We start from the raw sequence: 14,280 nt of genomic DNA, 5'->3' as shown, positions 1-14,280 counted from the left end.
ACGCATGCACATGGCTGCGGTGATGGACGGTGTGGTCCCCGCGAGGTGCGGGTGTGAGGCCGACGTGGGCCTACACCAGGCGCACGTGCGGGGCCGATGTCGGTCCCATGTGAGATCCAGTGTGGGCCTGTGTCCCAGGTCGGTGCGCGCACGCGGAAACGTACGCGCGCGAAACCCACCCAGGTGTCCATGGCCGCGGCGGTCGGCGCTGGGCGGCCAGGTCCTGGGGGCGGCTACCGAAAAGATCCGCGGGAGGCCGCGGTCGCTGACGGGAGGGTCAGTTGGACGCTGCGGCGGGGGCGGCGGCAGGGGTGGACGTGCTCGTGTCCGCGGACTTGCTCTCCGCGGGCTTCGACGACGAGGAAGAAGAGGGCGTCGTGGAAGTCGAGTTAGACGACGAGCGGTTGTCGGTCCGGTAGAAGCCCGAGCCCTTGAACACGATGCCGACAGCCGAGAAGACCTTCCGCAGGTTCCCCTCGCAAGCAGGGCAAATCGTCAACGCGTCGTCAGTGAACTTCTGAACGACCTCGAGCTGCTCGCCGCAGTCGTTGCAGGCGTACTGGTACGTCGGCACGCGCTCCTCCTTAAGGTCTGGCACTCGAGGGATGCGACTGCTAATGGTAACCGATTAGGTCAAACGCCTATTCCAGTCCCCGCTCTCCGTACCAGCCCGCCAGCTTTCCGCTGCGGCTCACGGCGCGCAGGCGGCGTTCGACCTGGTCACGGCAGGAGGCGGTGGTGACCAGCAAGATCTGGTCCTCCACCTTGATCCTGGTATTTCCGGTGGGGACGAAGGATTTGCCGTCGCGGACGATCAGGGTCACCTGCGCCCCGGCGGGCAGGCGGAGCTCGAAGATCTCCACGCCGTGCAGCCGCGAGCCGGGAAACACCTTGACCTGCAGCAGGTCCGCCTTGAGCTCTTCGAGCGGCGCCGCCTCCACCTCCAGGTCGTGCGCCTCCCCGGGCGCCGCCACCCCGAGCAGCCTGGCCACGAAGGGCAGTGTCGGCCCCTGCAGCAGCGTGAACACGATGACGATCACGAAGACCTCGTTGAAGATCTCCTTGGACCCCTCCACGTTCGACGCCCAGGGGATGGTGGCGAGCACGATCGGGATCGCGCCGCGCAGCCCCGCCCACGACAGGAACGCCTGTTCGCGCCAGCTCACCCTGCCCGCCCGCAGCGCCCACGACAGCAGCGAGCTCACCATGACCGAGAGCGGCCGCGCCAGGAGCACCAGCACGGTGCCGGCGATCAGGCCGGGCACGATGGACGACGGCATCTCCTTGGGGCTGGCCAGCAGACCGAGCATGACGAACAGCCCGATCTGCGCCAGCCACGCGGCCCCCTCCGCGAAACCCCTGGTCGCCGCCCGGTGCGGCAGCCGCGAATTGCCCAGGATCAACGCCGTCAGGTAGACGGCCAGGAACCCCGAGCCGTGTATCAGCACGGCCCCGCCGTACGAGACGAATGTGAGCGAAAGCACGGCGAGCGGATAGAGGCCGGAGGCGGGGAGCGCGACGCGGCGCAGCGCGTACGCGCCCGCGGGGCCGACGGCCAGGCCGACCGCGGCGCCGATGATCAGCTCGACCGTGGTCTCGATGAGGAACGTTCCCGGGGACGCCGAAGAGCGCCCGGCCCCGCTGAGCAGCATCACGGCGATCACCGTGGGGGCGTCGTTGAAGCCGGACTCGGCCTCCAGCACGCCCGCCAGCCGGGGCGGGAGCGGCAGTCTGCGCAGCACGGAGAAGACGGCTGCGGCGTCCGTTGAGGCCAGCACCGCGCCGAGGATCAGCGCCGTCGTCTGGTCTATGCCGAGAAGCGCCTGTACGACCAGCGCCACCACGACGATGCTGACCGTCACGCCCACGGTCGCCATGATCACGGCCAAGGGGACAGAACGCCGTACGTGAGACCAGTTCGTGGTAAGTCCACCCTCGGCCAGGATCACCGCCAGCGCCGTGAGGCCGATCTGCTGGGCGAGCTGGGGGTTGTCGAAGGGGATCCCGAACCCGGCCTCGCCCAGGACCAGGCCGAAGCCGAGGAACACGAGCAGGCTGGGCAGGCCGGTGCGGTGCGCGACGCGTACGGACGCGATGGCCGCGATGACAATTGCGGCACCAAGAAGAAGCCAGACATCTAGTGTCATCTGGCCCCCTCTCGTACCTGCGGTCACATAAGCCTAGTGAGTCCCTCCGGGGTCGCGGCAAAACGGACGTGCCGGTCATGAGGCTCCGCCGGGATGCCGTCGATCAGCTCGCCGTCGTGCAGCAGGGCGACCGTCGGGACGTTGGGGCCCACCCTGGCCAGGGCACGATCGTACGAGCCGCCGCCGCGCCCCAGACGTACACCCGTCGCCCTGTCCACCGCCAGGGCCGGGACGATCACGAGGGCGGCGGTGCGGATGGCGTCGACGCCGCGGCGGGTGTCGACCGGCTCCATGATCCCGAAGCGGCCCGGGGTGAGCGAATCCGGCCCGTCGTACACCGCCCAATCCAGGTCATTGTCCTCAAGCAGGACGGGGAGGATAACGGTGGCTCCATGTTTCCAGAGAGCGAACACGAGCCCGTGCGTATCCGGCTCCGACCCCGTCGACCAGTAGCAGGCCACGAGACCGGCCATCTGGACCCACGGCTGGTCGAGCAGCGTTTCGCGGATCTTGATGGAGTTTGCCCGCTGTTGTTCGGGGGAGAGGGAGGTACGTGCCGAGCTCAGCTCGCGACGCAGGTTCAGCTTGTCCACAGATACCTCCACTAGGGTCTACTCATGGCTGACTTCGACCCTGTGACGAAAGCCGTCGTGCCCGCCGCGGGTCTGGGCACCCGGTTCCTTCCGGCGACCAAGGCGACACCGAAGGAGATGTTGCCCATCGTCGACAAGCCCGCGATCCAGTATGTCGTCGAGGAGGCAGCCTCCGCTGGGCTCCTCGACGTCCTCATGGTCACCGGCAAGAATAAACGCTCCATCGAGGATCACTTCGACCGCGCGTTCGAGCTGGAGGAGGCCCTTGAAGCCAAGGGCGACGAGCACCGGTTGTCCCAGGTACGCGAGCCGGCCTCGCTGGCGACGCTCCACTACGTACGTCAGGGCGAGCCCAAGGGGCTCGGCCACGCGGTGCTCTGCGCCAAGCAGCACGTCGGCGGTCACCCCTTCGCCTGTCTGCTCGGCGACGACCTGATCGACTATCGCGATCCGCTGCTCAAGCGCATGATCGAGGTGCGTGACACGTTCGGGGGGAGCGTGATCGCACTGATGGAGGTGCCCAAGGAGCAGGTCTCCCTGTACGGCGTCGCGACCATCGAGGCGACCGCCGACGACGACGTCGTACGCGTGACGGACCTGGTGGAGAAGCCGCCGGCCGACGAGGCGCCGTCCAACTGGGCGATCATCGGGCGCTACGTGATCGACCCCGCGGTGTTCGAGGTGCTGGAGAACACGCCGCCGGGGCGCGGGGGCGAGATCCAGCTCACCGACGCGCTGCGCATGCTCGCCGGACGCGGGTCCGGGGACGGCGGACCCGTGCACGGGGTGCTGTTCAGAGGGCGCAGGTACGACACCGGCGACAAGTTGGACTATTTGCGGACGGTGGTGAAGTTCGCGGCGGGCCGGGAGGACCTGGCGCCCGATTTCGTGCCGTGGCTGCGGGAGTTCCTCGATGAAATCGGTTGACGAGCATCTGGCTGAGATCCTGGCCACTGTTCGTCCGCTGGCGCCGCTGGAACTGGAGTTGGAGCAGGCGCTGGGGGCGACGCTGGCCGAGGAGGTTGTCTCACCGGTGCCGCTGCCGCCGTTCGACAACTCGGCCATGGATGGCTATGCCGTACGGTCAGCCGATATTTCGGATGTTCCGGTTACGTTGCCGGTGACGGACGATGTGGCGGCCGGGTCCGAAGAGCTGCGGGCCGTGGGGCCCGGGCACGCCGTACGGATCATGACCGGTGCTCCCATGCCCGCCGGGGCCGATGCCGTGGTGCCGGTCGAGTGGACGGACGGGGGGACGGTCACCGTACAGATCTCCCGCCCGGTGAGCGCCGGCAACGCGATCCGGCTCGCGGGCGAGGACGTGCAGGCCGGCGAGGTCGTGCTCAAGCCGGGCACGGTGATCGGGCCCTCCCAGCTCGGGATCATCGCCGGGGTGGGGCGGCGGCGGGTCTGGGCGCGGCCCCGGCCCAGGGTCGTCGTCATCTCGACGGGCGCGGAGCTGGTCGAGCCGGGTAGTCCACTGGCTCCCGGGCAGATCTGGGACTCCAACAGCTTCACGCTGACCGCCGCCGTGCGGGAGGCCGGAGGCGAGGGGTTCCGGGCGGGGTCCGTCGGGGACGATCCGCGCGTACTTCTCGATCGGCTCGACACCCACCTGATGCGGGCCGATGCGATCATCACCAGCGGTGGCGTGTCCATGGGCGCGTACGAGCCGGTCAAGGAGGCTCTGTCCCCGCTGGGAACCGTCCGGTTCGAGAAGGTGGCGATGCAGCCGGGGATGCCGCAGGGGTTCGGCGTGCTGGGGGAGGACCAGGTGCCGATCTTCGCGCTGCCCGGCAACCCGGTGTCGTCCTATGTGTCTTTCATGCTGTTCGTACGTCCGGCGCTCGACAAGATGCGCGGGCTCCCGGCGGACATGCCGGAATCGGTGACCGCCCGCCTGACCAGGCCGGTGCGCTCGCCCGCCGGACGGCGGTCGTTCCTGCGCGGCGTGCTGGCCTCGGACGGCACGGTGTCGCCGGTGCACGGGCAGGGCTCGCATCAACTCGCCGCCCTGGCCTCGGCGAACGCGCTGATCGTGGTGGCGGAGGACGTGACCGAGATGCCCGAGGGGGCGACTGTCGAGGTGATCAGGCTGTGAGCGACTCGGGGCTGACCCATGTGGATGAGACCGGGGCCGCTCGCATGGTGGACGTCTCCGCCAAGGACGTGACGGCTCGCACCGCCACGGCGACCGGGCGGGTGCTGCTGTCGGGCGAGGTCGTGGAGCTGCTGCGGTCCGGCGAGGTGCCCAAGGGCGACGCGCTGGGCGTGGCGCGGATCGCGGGGATCATGGGGGCGAAGCGGACGCCCGACCTGATCCCGCTCTGCCATCCGATCGCGGTGCACGGGGTGAAGGTCACGCTGGACGTCGAGGACTGGGGCGTGGCGATCACCTGCCGGGTGAAGACGGCCGACCGTACCGGCGTCGAGATGGAGGCGCTGACGGCGGTCTCCGTGGCCGCGCTGGCGCTGATCGACATGGTCAAGGCGGTCGATCCGGCCGCGGTGATCACCGATGTCCGGGTGGAGGAGAAGCTGGGCGGCAAGACCGGACGCTGGACCAGGGAGCCGGAATGATCCGCGCACTCGTGATCACGGTGTCGAACCGGGCGTCGGCCGGGGTTTATGCGGATAAATCCGGGCCGCTGCTCGTTGACCTGCTGCGCCGCGATGCGGGCTGCGAGGCCGTGGAGGGCCCCTTGGTGGTGCCCGACGGAGAGCCGGTCGAAGGAGCGCTCCGTGACGGGGTGGCGCAGGGGTTCGACGTCATCGTGACCACCGGGGGGACCGGGTTGACGCCTATGGACCTGACCCCGGAGATGACCGCCCGAGTAATTTCTCGAGAAATTCCCGGTATAGCCGAGGCCATTCGGCTGGCGAATCGGGAAAAGGTCCCGACCTCGATTCTGTCCAGAGGGCTGGCCGGCCAGGCGGGCGCTACCTTGATCGTTAATTTGCCCGGATCGTCGGGCGGCGTACGCGATGGCGTCGCCGTACTCGCGCCGATTCTTCAGCATGCGGTCGATCAGATCCGGGGAGGCGATCACCCGCGCTGATCGCGGTTCCCTGATGCGTGGCGACATCATGCCCGATGGGGGGATGATGAGTGGGTGGATCGACTTCGTGGCTGGCCGGTGACCCTGAACGAAGGTCCGGTAGGCCTCCGGCCGCTGCGGCTGAGCGACGTGCGCGTGTGGCGCGAGACCCGGCTGCGAAACGCCGACTGGCTACGCCCCTGGGAGCCCAGCAATCCCGAGACACCGCTGTTCAGGACCGGGCTCGGCCCGTACGTCTCCATGGTCGGCACCCTGCGCCGCGAGGCCCGGCAGGGCCTGGCGATGCCGTGGGTGATCACGTACGGAGGGCGCTTCGCGGGGCAGCTGACCGTGGGAGCGATCGTGTGGGGCGCCGCCCGTTCCGCCCAGGTCGGCTACTGGATCGACGGCGCGCTCGCCGGGAAGGGGATCACCCCCACCGCCCTCGCCATGGCCGTTGACCATTGCTTCTTCACCACGGGGCTGCACCGGCTGGAAGCGAACATCCGTCCCGAGAACCAAGCCAGCCGACGGGTGGTTGAGAAGCTCGGATTCCGGGAAGAAGGCATTCGGCGGCGCCAACTCCACATCGACGGGGCCTGGCGCGACCACATTTGCTACGCGTTGACCGCTGAGGACATTCCTGGCGGCCTGCTCGTGCAGTGGCGTCGCGCGCGTGAGTCAGCTGCTCACGGGGGGCCTTCCGTCGAAGAGGTTTGACGATCTCGCGACACACCGCACCGAATGCTCGTCAATTAGTGACACGCGGTCTTACGGTGCGTGACGTGAGCACATTGAAGGCGCGACGAGCACACTCGCGTCTTTGTGCTGCCCGGAGGTGCCCATGAGTAGCGCCTTCCTCTATCTGGTCATCGTCGTGATGTGGCTTTGCGTCCTGATCCCGATGTGGCTGCGCAAGGACAAGACGAACCTGGCCGAGCTGGCCGAGCTCGAAGAGCACTACACCGGCGAACACCAGCTTCCCGATCTCGACAACCTGGACCCATCGGACGCGGACGAGGACGACGGGTCGTCTCCTGCCGAGGTCGAGAAGGTCGATGTGCGCCAGTTCCGGCTCCGGCGCCGCGCCATCATCGTGGCCCGCCGGCGGCGGCTACTGTTCTTCACCACGCTGCTGGTGCTGGCCTCTGTCGTGACGGCCGCGGTCAAGATGATCCCGTGGTGGGGCGTGGCTCCCTCGGTCGTCATCATGTTCGCGTACATGGCGTTCCTCCGCATCGCCGTACAAGTCGATAGGGAACGCCGCGAACGGGGCCGTCAGGCGCGCGCTGAGCGCCTGCGGCGCGCACGTGAGCGGCGGCGGGCCGCGGAGGAGGCCGCCCAGGCTGAGGTCATCGATCTCGCGACGCTGCAGGCGGACGTTCTGTTCGATCAGTACGCCGAACCGCCCAGGCGGGCGGTGGGCGACTGAAACGGTGGCGCGAGGACCCCTCAGAGTTTGCTAATCTGGTCGAGTCCTTGGGGATGTAGCGCAGTCCGGTAGCGCACTTCGTTCGCATCGAAGGGGTCAGGGGTTCGAATCCCCTCATCTCCACCAGGAAGATGCAGGTGAGAAGGGCCTTCGGAGCAATCCGGAGGCCCTTTTCTCATGTCTGGAAGTCGATGGGAGCCAATCGGGGAGCCATCTCAGTCGGATTCTCTGCGGCGGTTCCGAGGCCCGGTCGCTTGGTGATCTTGCGGAATGCCGGCCCGCACGTTCGAGGCGTTCGGTGGGGCACCCGTGCAGAGGACCAGGTGATGATCTTGGCGGACGTGGTGTTGCCGGGGTGCCTCGGCGTACGACGTGGGTCTTGGGTCCCCGGTCCGCAAGGCCAGACGCATACCGCGGACGGGTGATCGGACTCCCCATCGAGGTTGCAGGGCAGGTGTCGTCAAGCCTGCCCGAAGTCGGTGCAGTGTGCGATCGTCGCATCGTCCGCCGCTACCGCGTGATGTGCCTCCGCCTGCCGGACCCGGCGAATGATTTCGTCTGCTCCGCTCGACGCCAGGACGGCCATGACCCCTGGCCAGTCGGTGAGCCCGAACCGGTCCACGATGCCGCTGGCGCCATTGCTGAGGAGCACGACGCCGGCATCGGTCAGGTCCGAGATCGGACAACTGCCGGTGATGGCCTCGTCCGCCGCCCGCGGGTCGTCCTTGGCCACCCAGAAGCCGCCCGGTTGGTTCCGGTTCGAGCGTAAGTCGTTGAGGATCCGGTGGTACTCGTCACTGCCTTTGGCGGCGGTCTCCAGCGCGGGCTCGTACGAGCGGCTGATCACGACCTCCCGGGGATCGGAGACGACGAGCGGCGCGCTGTCTGCTTTGTCGAGCACGACGTACGCGTCGCCGAGCACCAGATACTCGACGAGGCCATTGGACACGCGCAGGAGGGCTACCGCCGCCGACGGGCTTATGCGGTTGGCGACGTCGCAGGTGTCCCGATGATCGTCCGTCACCTGCTCGATGGCATCGGCGAGCACTGCCGGAAGGTCGAGGTCCTGTGCGAGTGACAGGAGACCGAGGAGACCGCCTCCCAAGCGGTTGGCATACCAGGCCACGCCGTGCCGGCAGATCGATTCCGTGCCGGGGATGCCGGCGCCGTCGACCAACACGGCCGCCGTCGGCAGGGCCCCGGTGAAGTCCTCGTTCGCGCGGTCGGCCCGCCCCGCGGCAGCGCTCGCCATGGCCACCCGCATGTCCTACCGCCGCCCTCCCGCCGATCAAAGCGTCCACCGTAACAATCGCCGGCCCGCTGAAAGATACACATCTGCTGCCGGGGAAGCTTCTGCGGGTCCGTGGAGCGGCGAGCCCGTGTGCTGGGCTCCAGCCGGCCCGCGTCCGCCGTGTGACGGACCACGGATTGCGACGCTCTTCTCCGTTTTCCACCATCCCTTGCCGAATGACGAGAAGATCACGCGCATGTACTTACGCCGTCACCGCCTTCCCTCAGGAGCAACCCTGTGACCACGACACCGATCGACCTCGAGGTCGGCGCCATCATCGATGCCTACCGGACCTGCGAGTTCGCCACCCTCGGGGCTGACGGCACCCCGCTGACCTGGCCCACTGCGGCCTGGCGCCGGGCAGATGGCACGCTGCTCGTCACCACCAGCCTGGCCTTCGCGCAGAAGGCGCTCAACGTCCGCCGGGACGGACGCGTCGCACTGCTCTTCTCCGACCCCACTGGCAGCGGCCGCGCCGATGCGCCTCCGGGGCACCGCTGCTGGTGCGGACACGGCCAAAGGCCACCACCGACGGCTTCACCATTGCGACGGACGCCGCCGATGACATCGTGCCGGGCACGGCCAGCCTGCTCGTGCACCGGCACGACGAACGACTCAACGCCATGCACAACGCGCTGATCCGCGGCGAACTTCACGCCGACGGCGACCAATGGACGATGGTCCCGCGGAAAGTGATCGAGCCGGCCGGATCCGGCCGCATCAGCGACGCGTTCCCCACCCTGCGCAACGCCCGCCGCTCCACACTCCGCTACCTGGAGCGGCGCGGCCTGGCCCGGCCTCGCGTTCGGTGGGACCAGTTCCGGCTGCTCGCCACATCCAGCAACGACGCATAACGCCGACTGGGCAGGACGGCAGGGTCACCGGCCCTGCAGTCCGCAGCCCTCGCCGGGCGTCGGTGAGGAGCCGGCGAAACGCCGGATTCGGGTCGGCGCGACGGCGTCGCAGGGCTCGAGTGCCTGCGATGAGGACGACGGAGACGGCGCGGCGGCGGGTGACCGGCGCGAGAGCAGGTATCCCGTCAGCGCGGCGAGCAGGCCGGCCAGACCGGCCGCCGCGAAGCCGCCCGCCGGCACGGACGCGTCGATCGCCATTCCCACGACCGGGGAGCCGAGCGCGAACCCCGCGCTCGCCGCCGAGGACTGCAGGCCGGTCGCCTCACCTCGTACACCGGCCGGCGTCAGCCGGCTCACCGCGTCGGAGACCGTGGAAAGGGTCGGTGCGGTGAGCAGCCCGGCACCGATGACGGCCATGCACAGCCAAGGCCAGTCATGGGCGAGTCCGGCCGGAATCGTCACCAGCCCGAGCAGGCTGAGCAGCAGCCAGGTGGGCATCGGCCGGGGCAGCGCTCCGTACACCAGACCGCCCACGACGGACGACACCCCGAGCACGGCGATGACCACGGCCGCCCACGAGACCTGGTCGGCTTCTCGAAGAGTGGCGACGATGGCCAGGTCGACGCCGCTGAGCAGCATCGCGACGCCGAACCCCATCGTCAGAACAGCGACCATGCGCGCTCCCAGCCACTCCCGGCGCCGGGGCCGGCCCGCTGCCTCGCCGTCCACCTCGTCCCCGGCCCGCAGCGGCGGGTTGAGCAGGGCGATCCCTGCCCCGCCGGCGACGATCGCGGCGCCCACTCCCCATGCCACCACGCCGGGGGACACCGTCGCCGCGCACAGGATGACCACCGCGGGCCCCACCATGTACGACAGCTCGCCCGCCACCGACTCCAGCGCGAACGCTGCCCGCCGCTGCCCTGCCGTCGTCATCGCGGCGATCGCCTGCCTGGTAACCGATTGGATTGGCACCATCAGCAGACCGGCGGCGAAGGAGGCGCCCAGCAAGATCACGTACGGCAGCACGGGCACGGTCAGCCAGAACACGAGCTGCGGCACAACCGTGGCCAGCAGCACGGTCCGCAGGCCCCGCCGGTCGATCATCCGCCCCAGCAGCGGCCCGCCCAGCGCGACACCGGCGGTGAGCGCCGCCACCACGGCTCCCGCCGCCGCGTAACTCATGTCGAGGGCAACGACGACGTACATCGTCAACGCCATCGCGTCCGCCGTGATCGCGGTACGAGCGAGCAGCGAGACGCCAAGCAGCGGCGTCATCCCCGGCACTGCGAGCACCTGGCGAAATCTGGTCACCGTTTTGACGCTAGATCACCCGTTGCGCCATAGGAAGTCGTTAATTCATTGGAACCGACATAATGAACGCTTATGGCACGCGATCTCGAGACCACACTGCTGCGATCGTTCGTCACCGCCGTACGAGCGGGCAGCATCAGCCGTGCGGCGACGGCGCTCGGCCGCACCCAGCCCGCGCTCAGCCAGCAGTTGCGCAAGCTCGAGAGGGATGTCGGCAGCCCGCTGCTGCACCGGGCGCCGTCCGGCGTCTCGCTGACCCGGGCAGGCGAGGAACTGCTGCCCTACGCCGAGCGCATTCTCGCGCTGTCGGCACAGGCACTCGCCGAAACGGGACGTACGCTCACCGGGCATTGCGGGGTGGGACTCCTCGAAGATCTCGCCGCTTCCCGCCTTCCTCAGGCACTCGCCGACCTCGCACGGCTGCACCCCGACGCGACACTGGAGGTCCTCAGCCTCTCCAACACGGCGATGCGGGAGGCCTATGACACGGGCCGTGTCCAGCTCGTGCTCGACGAGGCCGCGGTTCTTCCCTGGCCGCCGCGCTGGACGGTGCGTCTGCCGCTGGTCTGGGCGGTCGGGCAAGGTGTCGCCACCGACGCCGATCCGCTGCCGGTGGTGCTGTTCTCGAACGCGTGCGCCTGGCGAACGTCCGTGCTGGAAACGATGGAAGGCACAGGGCGCCGCTGGCGAGTGGCGTTCGAGAGCAACAGTCTCGCCGGAGTACTCGCCGCGCTACGGGCCGGGCTCGGAGTCGCGGCGCTCCTGCCCGCCAACCTCGAGCCGGCCATGGCCTGCCACGACGCGGCCGCGTTGCCTGCTCTGCCGGACGTCGAACTCGGACTTGCCCGCCACCCCGGTACCGAAGGTGATGCGCTGATCGACGCTGTGGAGACCGCCCTGCGGCGGATGCTCTGAGCCGTAAGCCTGTCCCCGCCGGCCGCCGGGAGGTCTCAAGGGACCGCATCGAGGGTGGCGCGGCGTACCGGCGGTTCCGTTACCGCTGGACGTCCGACACCCTGCACTCCGAGGGCGACTCGCCTTCCGCCCGGTCGGGGAGGACGAGGAAAGCAGGTCGGGCGCGTTCTGGGCTGAGGTGGCATGGAGACGGCCGCATGTGGAGATCGCGTGATGGCCCGCCGACGCCACTCCTGATCGCGAGGTGTCACTGGACTGCTAGGGACTAACTGATCAGGCTTCTGATCGCCGCGGCGACGGCGTCGGGCTGAGTTTCCGGTAGAAAGTGCCCACCCGGCAGCATCAGGGTGCGGACATCCGGCGCCCAGCCGTGCCAGATCGCCGAGGGGTCGAACGGCAGGACCATGCCGCCGGGGTCCTGCCAGATCGCCAGGGTAGGAGGCTTGACGCGCCGGTCGGCCTGCCGATCCTCGCTGTCGTGGGCCGCATCGACGAAGGCGCTGGCCCGGTAGTCCTGGCAAATGGCGTGGATCGTTTCCGGATTGCGCGTCGCGGCCAGGTACGCCTCACGGACGTCGGCGTCGAATGTGCCGGGCTCGGCCCAGACATCGAGGAAGTGGCCGAAGAACGTGTCGGGGTCAGCGCCGATCATCCGCTCGGGCAGGTCGTTGAGCTGCGCGAGGAAATACAGGTGGAAGCCGAAGACGCCACCCACGCCCGCCAGCGACGCCCACATGTCGACAGTGGGGATGACGTCGATCACGCCGAGGTGAGCGACGGCGTCGGGGTGATCCAACGCGGCGCGGAAGGCGACCAGCGCTCCACGGTCATGACCGACCAGGCTGAAACGGTCGTGGCCGAGCTGCCGCATCAGTGCCACCATGGTCGCCGCGGTCACACGCTTGGCGTACTGTTCGTGGCCACCCTCCGGCTTGGCGCTGGCCCCGTAGCCGGGCAGGTCGGGGCAGATGACGCGGAAGCTATCTGCCAGCGCCGGAGCGACATGCCGCCAGGTCAGATGGGTCTGTGGGAAGCCGTGAAGCAACAGCAGCGGCGGTCCCTCTCCTCCTGAAGCCACATGGAGGTCAAGGCCGTCCACCCGGACCGTGTGTTCGTCGAAGCCTGAGATCGTTGTGGGCATCGGCTCAGGCTGCCATCAGCAACCGACAATTCTTCGCCTCATCATCGCCGGCCTCCAGCCTTCGACCCAAGTCAGCTGGGTGAGCGAGTACGGCTCGCTCACGCCGCCCAGGGCGGACAGCCGACGCGTCTACGACGTCCGCTTGTAAGCCTTTGGTCACTTCCTACCAAGTATGGGGGTAGATCGACGAAGGGAGCATGGCCGGTGCGTCGTAAACAGGCGGAGTTCGCCACAGACTCTGCGGCGTTCGAGGCCTTCTACCGGCGGCACGTCGAAGGGATCACGCGATTCCTCGCCCGCCGGGTCGATGACCCCCATATGGTCGCGGACCTGGTGGCGGATGTGTTCCTGGCGGCGATGGAGTCCGCTCACACCTACCGGCCGGGACGGGGCAGCGAGGTCGCGTGGCTGTACGGAGTAGCGCGCAACACGCTCACCGTGCTCGGCAAGGCCGCGACCGGTGAGCCGTGATTCGCCTACTCCCTGCCGCAGTACGCCGGGCTGGTGCTGGTCTGCGCGGTGAGTGGCCTGGCGCGAGGACTGGCCGCCACGCGGCGAGTACGGCGCCGGGCCCTTCTGTCCGATTGAGGCAGGGAGGAAGCGGTTTTCACCGTACGGGCGTGCCCGTGGGGAACTCCTCGATGCCGAGCACCAGCAGCAGTTCCAGCCGCTCGCGGGATTCGGCGTCCGCCGGGGTGAGCACCAGCAGTTCCTGACCCTGATCGGGGGTGACCAGGGTCTCGCAGTCCATCACCAGGCGGCCCACCCGCGGGTGCAGCAGGGTTTTGCGGTCGCCGCGCCGTACGGCCACCTCGTGCTCGGCCCATAGCCGGCGGAAGTCGGCGCTCGCGGCCTGCAGCCGGTCGACGAGCCCGGCGACCACGGGGTCGCCGGAGCGGCGGCCGGCCGCCGCGCGCAGGTCGGCCACGAACTGACGGGCCCGATGCTCCTGCTCCTCGGGCGGGCAGACGGCGCGCGTGGCGGGGTCGGTGAACCAGCGGTAGACGACGTAGCGACGGTCGCCGGAGAAGCCGGTGTGGTCGCCCGTCAGCAGGACGGCCGCGCGGTTCTGGGCGAGGATCTCGCCCAGGTCGGACAGCACGAGGGCGGGGGTGTCGCCGAGCAGGTCGAGCATGCGGATCAGGCCGGCGCGGGCCAAACGGGCCACCCCGTCGGCGGGCTGCGGCCGGTGGCCGGCCAGGTGGAACAGGTGGTCGCGCTCGTCGTCGGACAGGCGCAGCGCCCGGGCCAGCGCGCCGAGCATCTGGGTCGAGGGCTGGCTGCTGCGGCCCTGCTCGAGGCGTACGACATAGTCGACCGACATGCCGGCGAGCAGCGCCACCTCTTCCCGGCGCAGGCCGGTGGTGCGGCGGCGGGGGCCGTCGGCGAGGCCCACCTCGGCCGGCCGGATCCCCTCGCGGCGGCGGCGCAGGAAGTCGGCGAGCTGGTCACGTTGCATGGCTTCATACTGCCTCGCGGCCGGCGAGCCGAGCCAGGGAGCGGCTCTCCCACGATGAACGCTCCGCTCCCGCCCGTCCCGGTTCGGGCGCATGGTTGG

Annotated in this window: 16 protein-coding genes, 1 tRNA gene and 1 pseudogene; 11 read left to right on the top strand and 7 right to left on the bottom strand. The window is 69.2% G+C overall.

All coding sequences use genetic code 11. The annotated features are described in order from the left end of the window. Window positions 1-277: 277 nt before the first annotated feature. The 3 genes from ABZX61_RS23645 to ABZX61_RS23635 all read right to left on the bottom strand — a co-directional run bounded on the left by ABZX61_RS23645 (window position 278) and on the right by ABZX61_RS23635 (window position 2,740). Window positions 278-574, bottom strand: coding sequence for an FmdB family zinc ribbon protein (locus ABZX61_RS23645; protein WP_350725965.1), 297 nt, complete (start codon window positions 572-574; stop codon window positions 278-280). 67 nt (window positions 575-641) lie between these two features. Then, complete coding sequence (locus tag ABZX61_RS23640; RefSeq protein ID WP_355197577.1) at window positions 642-2,147, bottom strand: potassium/proton antiporter; 1,506 nt, start codon at window positions 2,145-2,147, stop codon at window positions 642-644. Window positions 2,148-2,170: 23 nt separating this feature from the next. After that, entirely contained in the window at window positions 2,171-2,740 is a 570-nt protein-coding gene (locus ABZX61_RS23635) for a 5-formyltetrahydrofolate cyclo-ligase (protein ID WP_355197575.1), read from the bottom strand. Window positions 2,741-2,764: 24 nt separating this feature from the next. On the opposite strand from ABZX61_RS23635, the gene galU reads away from it, so the two are divergent. The 7 genes from galU to ABZX61_RS23600 all read left to right on the top strand — a co-directional run bounded on the left by galU (window position 2,765) and on the right by ABZX61_RS23600 (window position 7,336). Further along, on the top strand, window positions 2,765-3,667 hold the full coding sequence (gene galU, locus ABZX61_RS23630) for a UTP--glucose-1-phosphate uridylyltransferase GalU (protein WP_355197573.1): 903 nt from the start codon (window positions 2,765-2,767) through the stop codon (window positions 3,665-3,667). After that, window positions 3,654-4,841, top strand: coding sequence for a gephyrin-like molybdotransferase Glp (glp, locus tag ABZX61_RS23625; RefSeq protein ID WP_355197571.1), 1,188 nt, complete (start codon window positions 3,654-3,656; stop codon window positions 4,839-4,841). Before galU ends, glp begins: the two co-directional genes overlap by 14 nt. After that, the gene (moaC, locus tag ABZX61_RS23620; RefSeq protein ID WP_355197569.1) at window positions 4,838-5,320 is read left to right on the top strand and encodes a cyclic pyranopterin monophosphate synthase MoaC; all 483 of its coding nucleotides are present in this window, start codon (window positions 4,838-4,840) and stop codon (window positions 5,318-5,320) included. The genes glp and moaC overlap by 4 nt, the downstream gene beginning before the upstream one ends. Beyond that, window positions 5,317-5,799, top strand: a complete 483-nt coding sequence (locus ABZX61_RS23615) for a MogA/MoaB family molybdenum cofactor biosynthesis protein (protein WP_355197567.1) — start codon at window positions 5,317-5,319, stop codon at window positions 5,797-5,799. Before moaC ends, ABZX61_RS23615 begins: the two co-directional genes overlap by 4 nt. Window positions 5,800-5,853: 54 nt before the next feature. Then, window positions 5,854-6,498, top strand: coding sequence for a GNAT family protein (locus ABZX61_RS23610; protein ID WP_192788162.1), 645 nt, complete (start codon window positions 5,854-5,856; stop codon window positions 6,496-6,498). 124 nt (window positions 6,499-6,622) lie between these two features. Further along, entirely contained in the window at window positions 6,623-7,210 is a 588-nt protein-coding gene (locus ABZX61_RS23605; protein WP_355197565.1) for a hypothetical protein, read from the top strand. A 49-nt stretch (window positions 7,211-7,259) separates the two neighbouring features. Further along, window positions 7,260-7,336: transfer RNA gene (locus ABZX61_RS23600), tRNA-Ala, on the top strand. Window positions 7,337-7,670: 334 nt separating this feature from the next. Here ABZX61_RS23600 and ABZX61_RS23595 read toward each other — a convergent pair. Beyond that, complete coding sequence (locus ABZX61_RS23595; protein WP_355197563.1) at window positions 7,671-8,474, bottom strand: integrase; 804 nt, start codon at window positions 8,472-8,474, stop codon at window positions 7,671-7,673. A 264-nt stretch (window positions 8,475-8,738) separates the two neighbouring features. Here ABZX61_RS23595 and ABZX61_RS23590 point away from each other — a divergent pair. After that, window positions 8,739-8,951: pseudogene (locus tag ABZX61_RS23590) on the top strand (pyridoxamine 5'-phosphate oxidase family protein); the annotation flags it as partial. A 53-nt stretch (window positions 8,952-9,004) separates the two neighbouring features. Continuing rightward, window positions 9,005-9,355, top strand: a complete 351-nt coding sequence (locus ABZX61_RS23585; RefSeq protein WP_355197853.1) for a hypothetical protein — start codon at window positions 9,005-9,007, stop codon at window positions 9,353-9,355. A 24-nt stretch (window positions 9,356-9,379) separates the two neighbouring features. Here ABZX61_RS23585 and ABZX61_RS23580 read toward each other — a convergent pair whose 3' ends face one another. Beyond that, window positions 9,380-10,666 carry an MFS transporter gene (locus tag ABZX61_RS23580; RefSeq protein WP_355197561.1) on the bottom strand — a complete coding sequence of 429 codons (1,287 nt, stop codon included), beginning with the start codon at window positions 10,664-10,666 and terminating at the stop codon, window positions 9,380-9,382. 72 nt (window positions 10,667-10,738) lie between these two features. On the opposite strand from ABZX61_RS23580, the gene ABZX61_RS23575 reads away from it, so the two are divergent. Beyond that, window positions 10,739-11,581, top strand: coding sequence for a LysR family transcriptional regulator (locus ABZX61_RS23575; RefSeq protein ID WP_355197560.1), 843 nt, complete (start codon window positions 10,739-10,741; stop codon window positions 11,579-11,581). A gap of 265 nt (window positions 11,582-11,846) precedes the next feature. Here the strand turns inward: ABZX61_RS23575 and ABZX61_RS23570 are convergent, their stop codons facing one another. Next, window positions 11,847-12,722: an alpha/beta hydrolase gene (locus ABZX61_RS23570; RefSeq protein ID WP_355197558.1), complete on the bottom strand. Its 876-nt coding sequence runs from the start codon at window positions 12,720-12,722 to the stop codon at window positions 11,847-11,849. A 204-nt stretch (window positions 12,723-12,926) separates the two neighbouring features. On the opposite strand from ABZX61_RS23570, the gene ABZX61_RS23565 reads away from it, so the two are divergent. Beyond that, entirely contained in the window at window positions 12,927-13,193 is a 267-nt protein-coding gene (locus ABZX61_RS23565; RefSeq protein WP_355197556.1) for a sigma factor, read from the top strand. A 136-nt stretch (window positions 13,194-13,329) separates the two neighbouring features. Here ABZX61_RS23565 and ABZX61_RS23560 read toward each other — a convergent pair whose 3' ends face one another. After that, window positions 13,330-14,181, bottom strand: coding sequence for a helix-turn-helix transcriptional regulator (locus tag ABZX61_RS23560; RefSeq protein ID WP_355197554.1), 852 nt, complete (start codon window positions 14,179-14,181; stop codon window positions 13,330-13,332). Window positions 14,182-14,280: the final 99 nt, after the last annotated feature.

Source organism: Nonomuraea sp. NPDC003709 (assembly GCF_040610775.1).
GTDB lineage: Bacteria > Actinomycetota > Actinomycetes > Streptosporangiales > Streptosporangiaceae > Nonomuraea > Nonomuraea angiospora_A.
This window is presented reverse-complemented; position numbering and strand designations above follow the sequence as displayed.

Bases quoted from the DNA above. Each gene is read 5' to 3' on its own strand.
- ABZX61_RS23560 (WP_355197554.1), bottom strand. From the start codon at position 14,181: ATGCAACGTGACCAGCTCGCCGACTTCCTGCGCCGCCGCCGCGAGGGG.
- ABZX61_RS23570 (WP_355197558.1), bottom strand. From the start codon at position 12,722: ATGCCCACAACGATCTCAGGCTTCGACGAACACACGGTCCGGGTGGAC.
- ABZX61_RS23605 (WP_355197565.1), top strand. From the start codon at position 6,623: ATGAGTAGCGCCTTCCTCTATCTGGTCATCGTCGTGATGTGGCTTTGC.
- ABZX61_RS23640 (WP_355197577.1), bottom strand. From the start codon at position 2,147: ATGACACTAGATGTCTGGCTTCTTCTTGGTGCCGCAATTGTCATCGCG.
- ABZX61_RS23575 (WP_355197560.1), top strand. From the start codon at position 10,739: ATGGCACGCGATCTCGAGACCACACTGCTGCGATCGTTCGTCACCGCC.
- ABZX61_RS23615 (WP_355197567.1), top strand. From the start codon at position 5,317: ATGATCCGCGCACTCGTGATCACGGTGTCGAACCGGGCGTCGGCCGGG.
- galU (WP_355197573.1), top strand. From the start codon at position 2,765: ATGGCTGACTTCGACCCTGTGACGAAAGCCGTCGTGCCCGCCGCGGGT.
- ABZX61_RS23595 (WP_355197563.1), bottom strand. From the start codon at position 8,474: ATGCGGGTGGCCATGGCGAGCGCTGCCGCGGGGCGGGCCGACCGCGCG.
- glp (WP_355197571.1), top strand. From the start codon at position 3,654: ATGAAATCGGTTGACGAGCATCTGGCTGAGATCCTGGCCACTGTTCGT.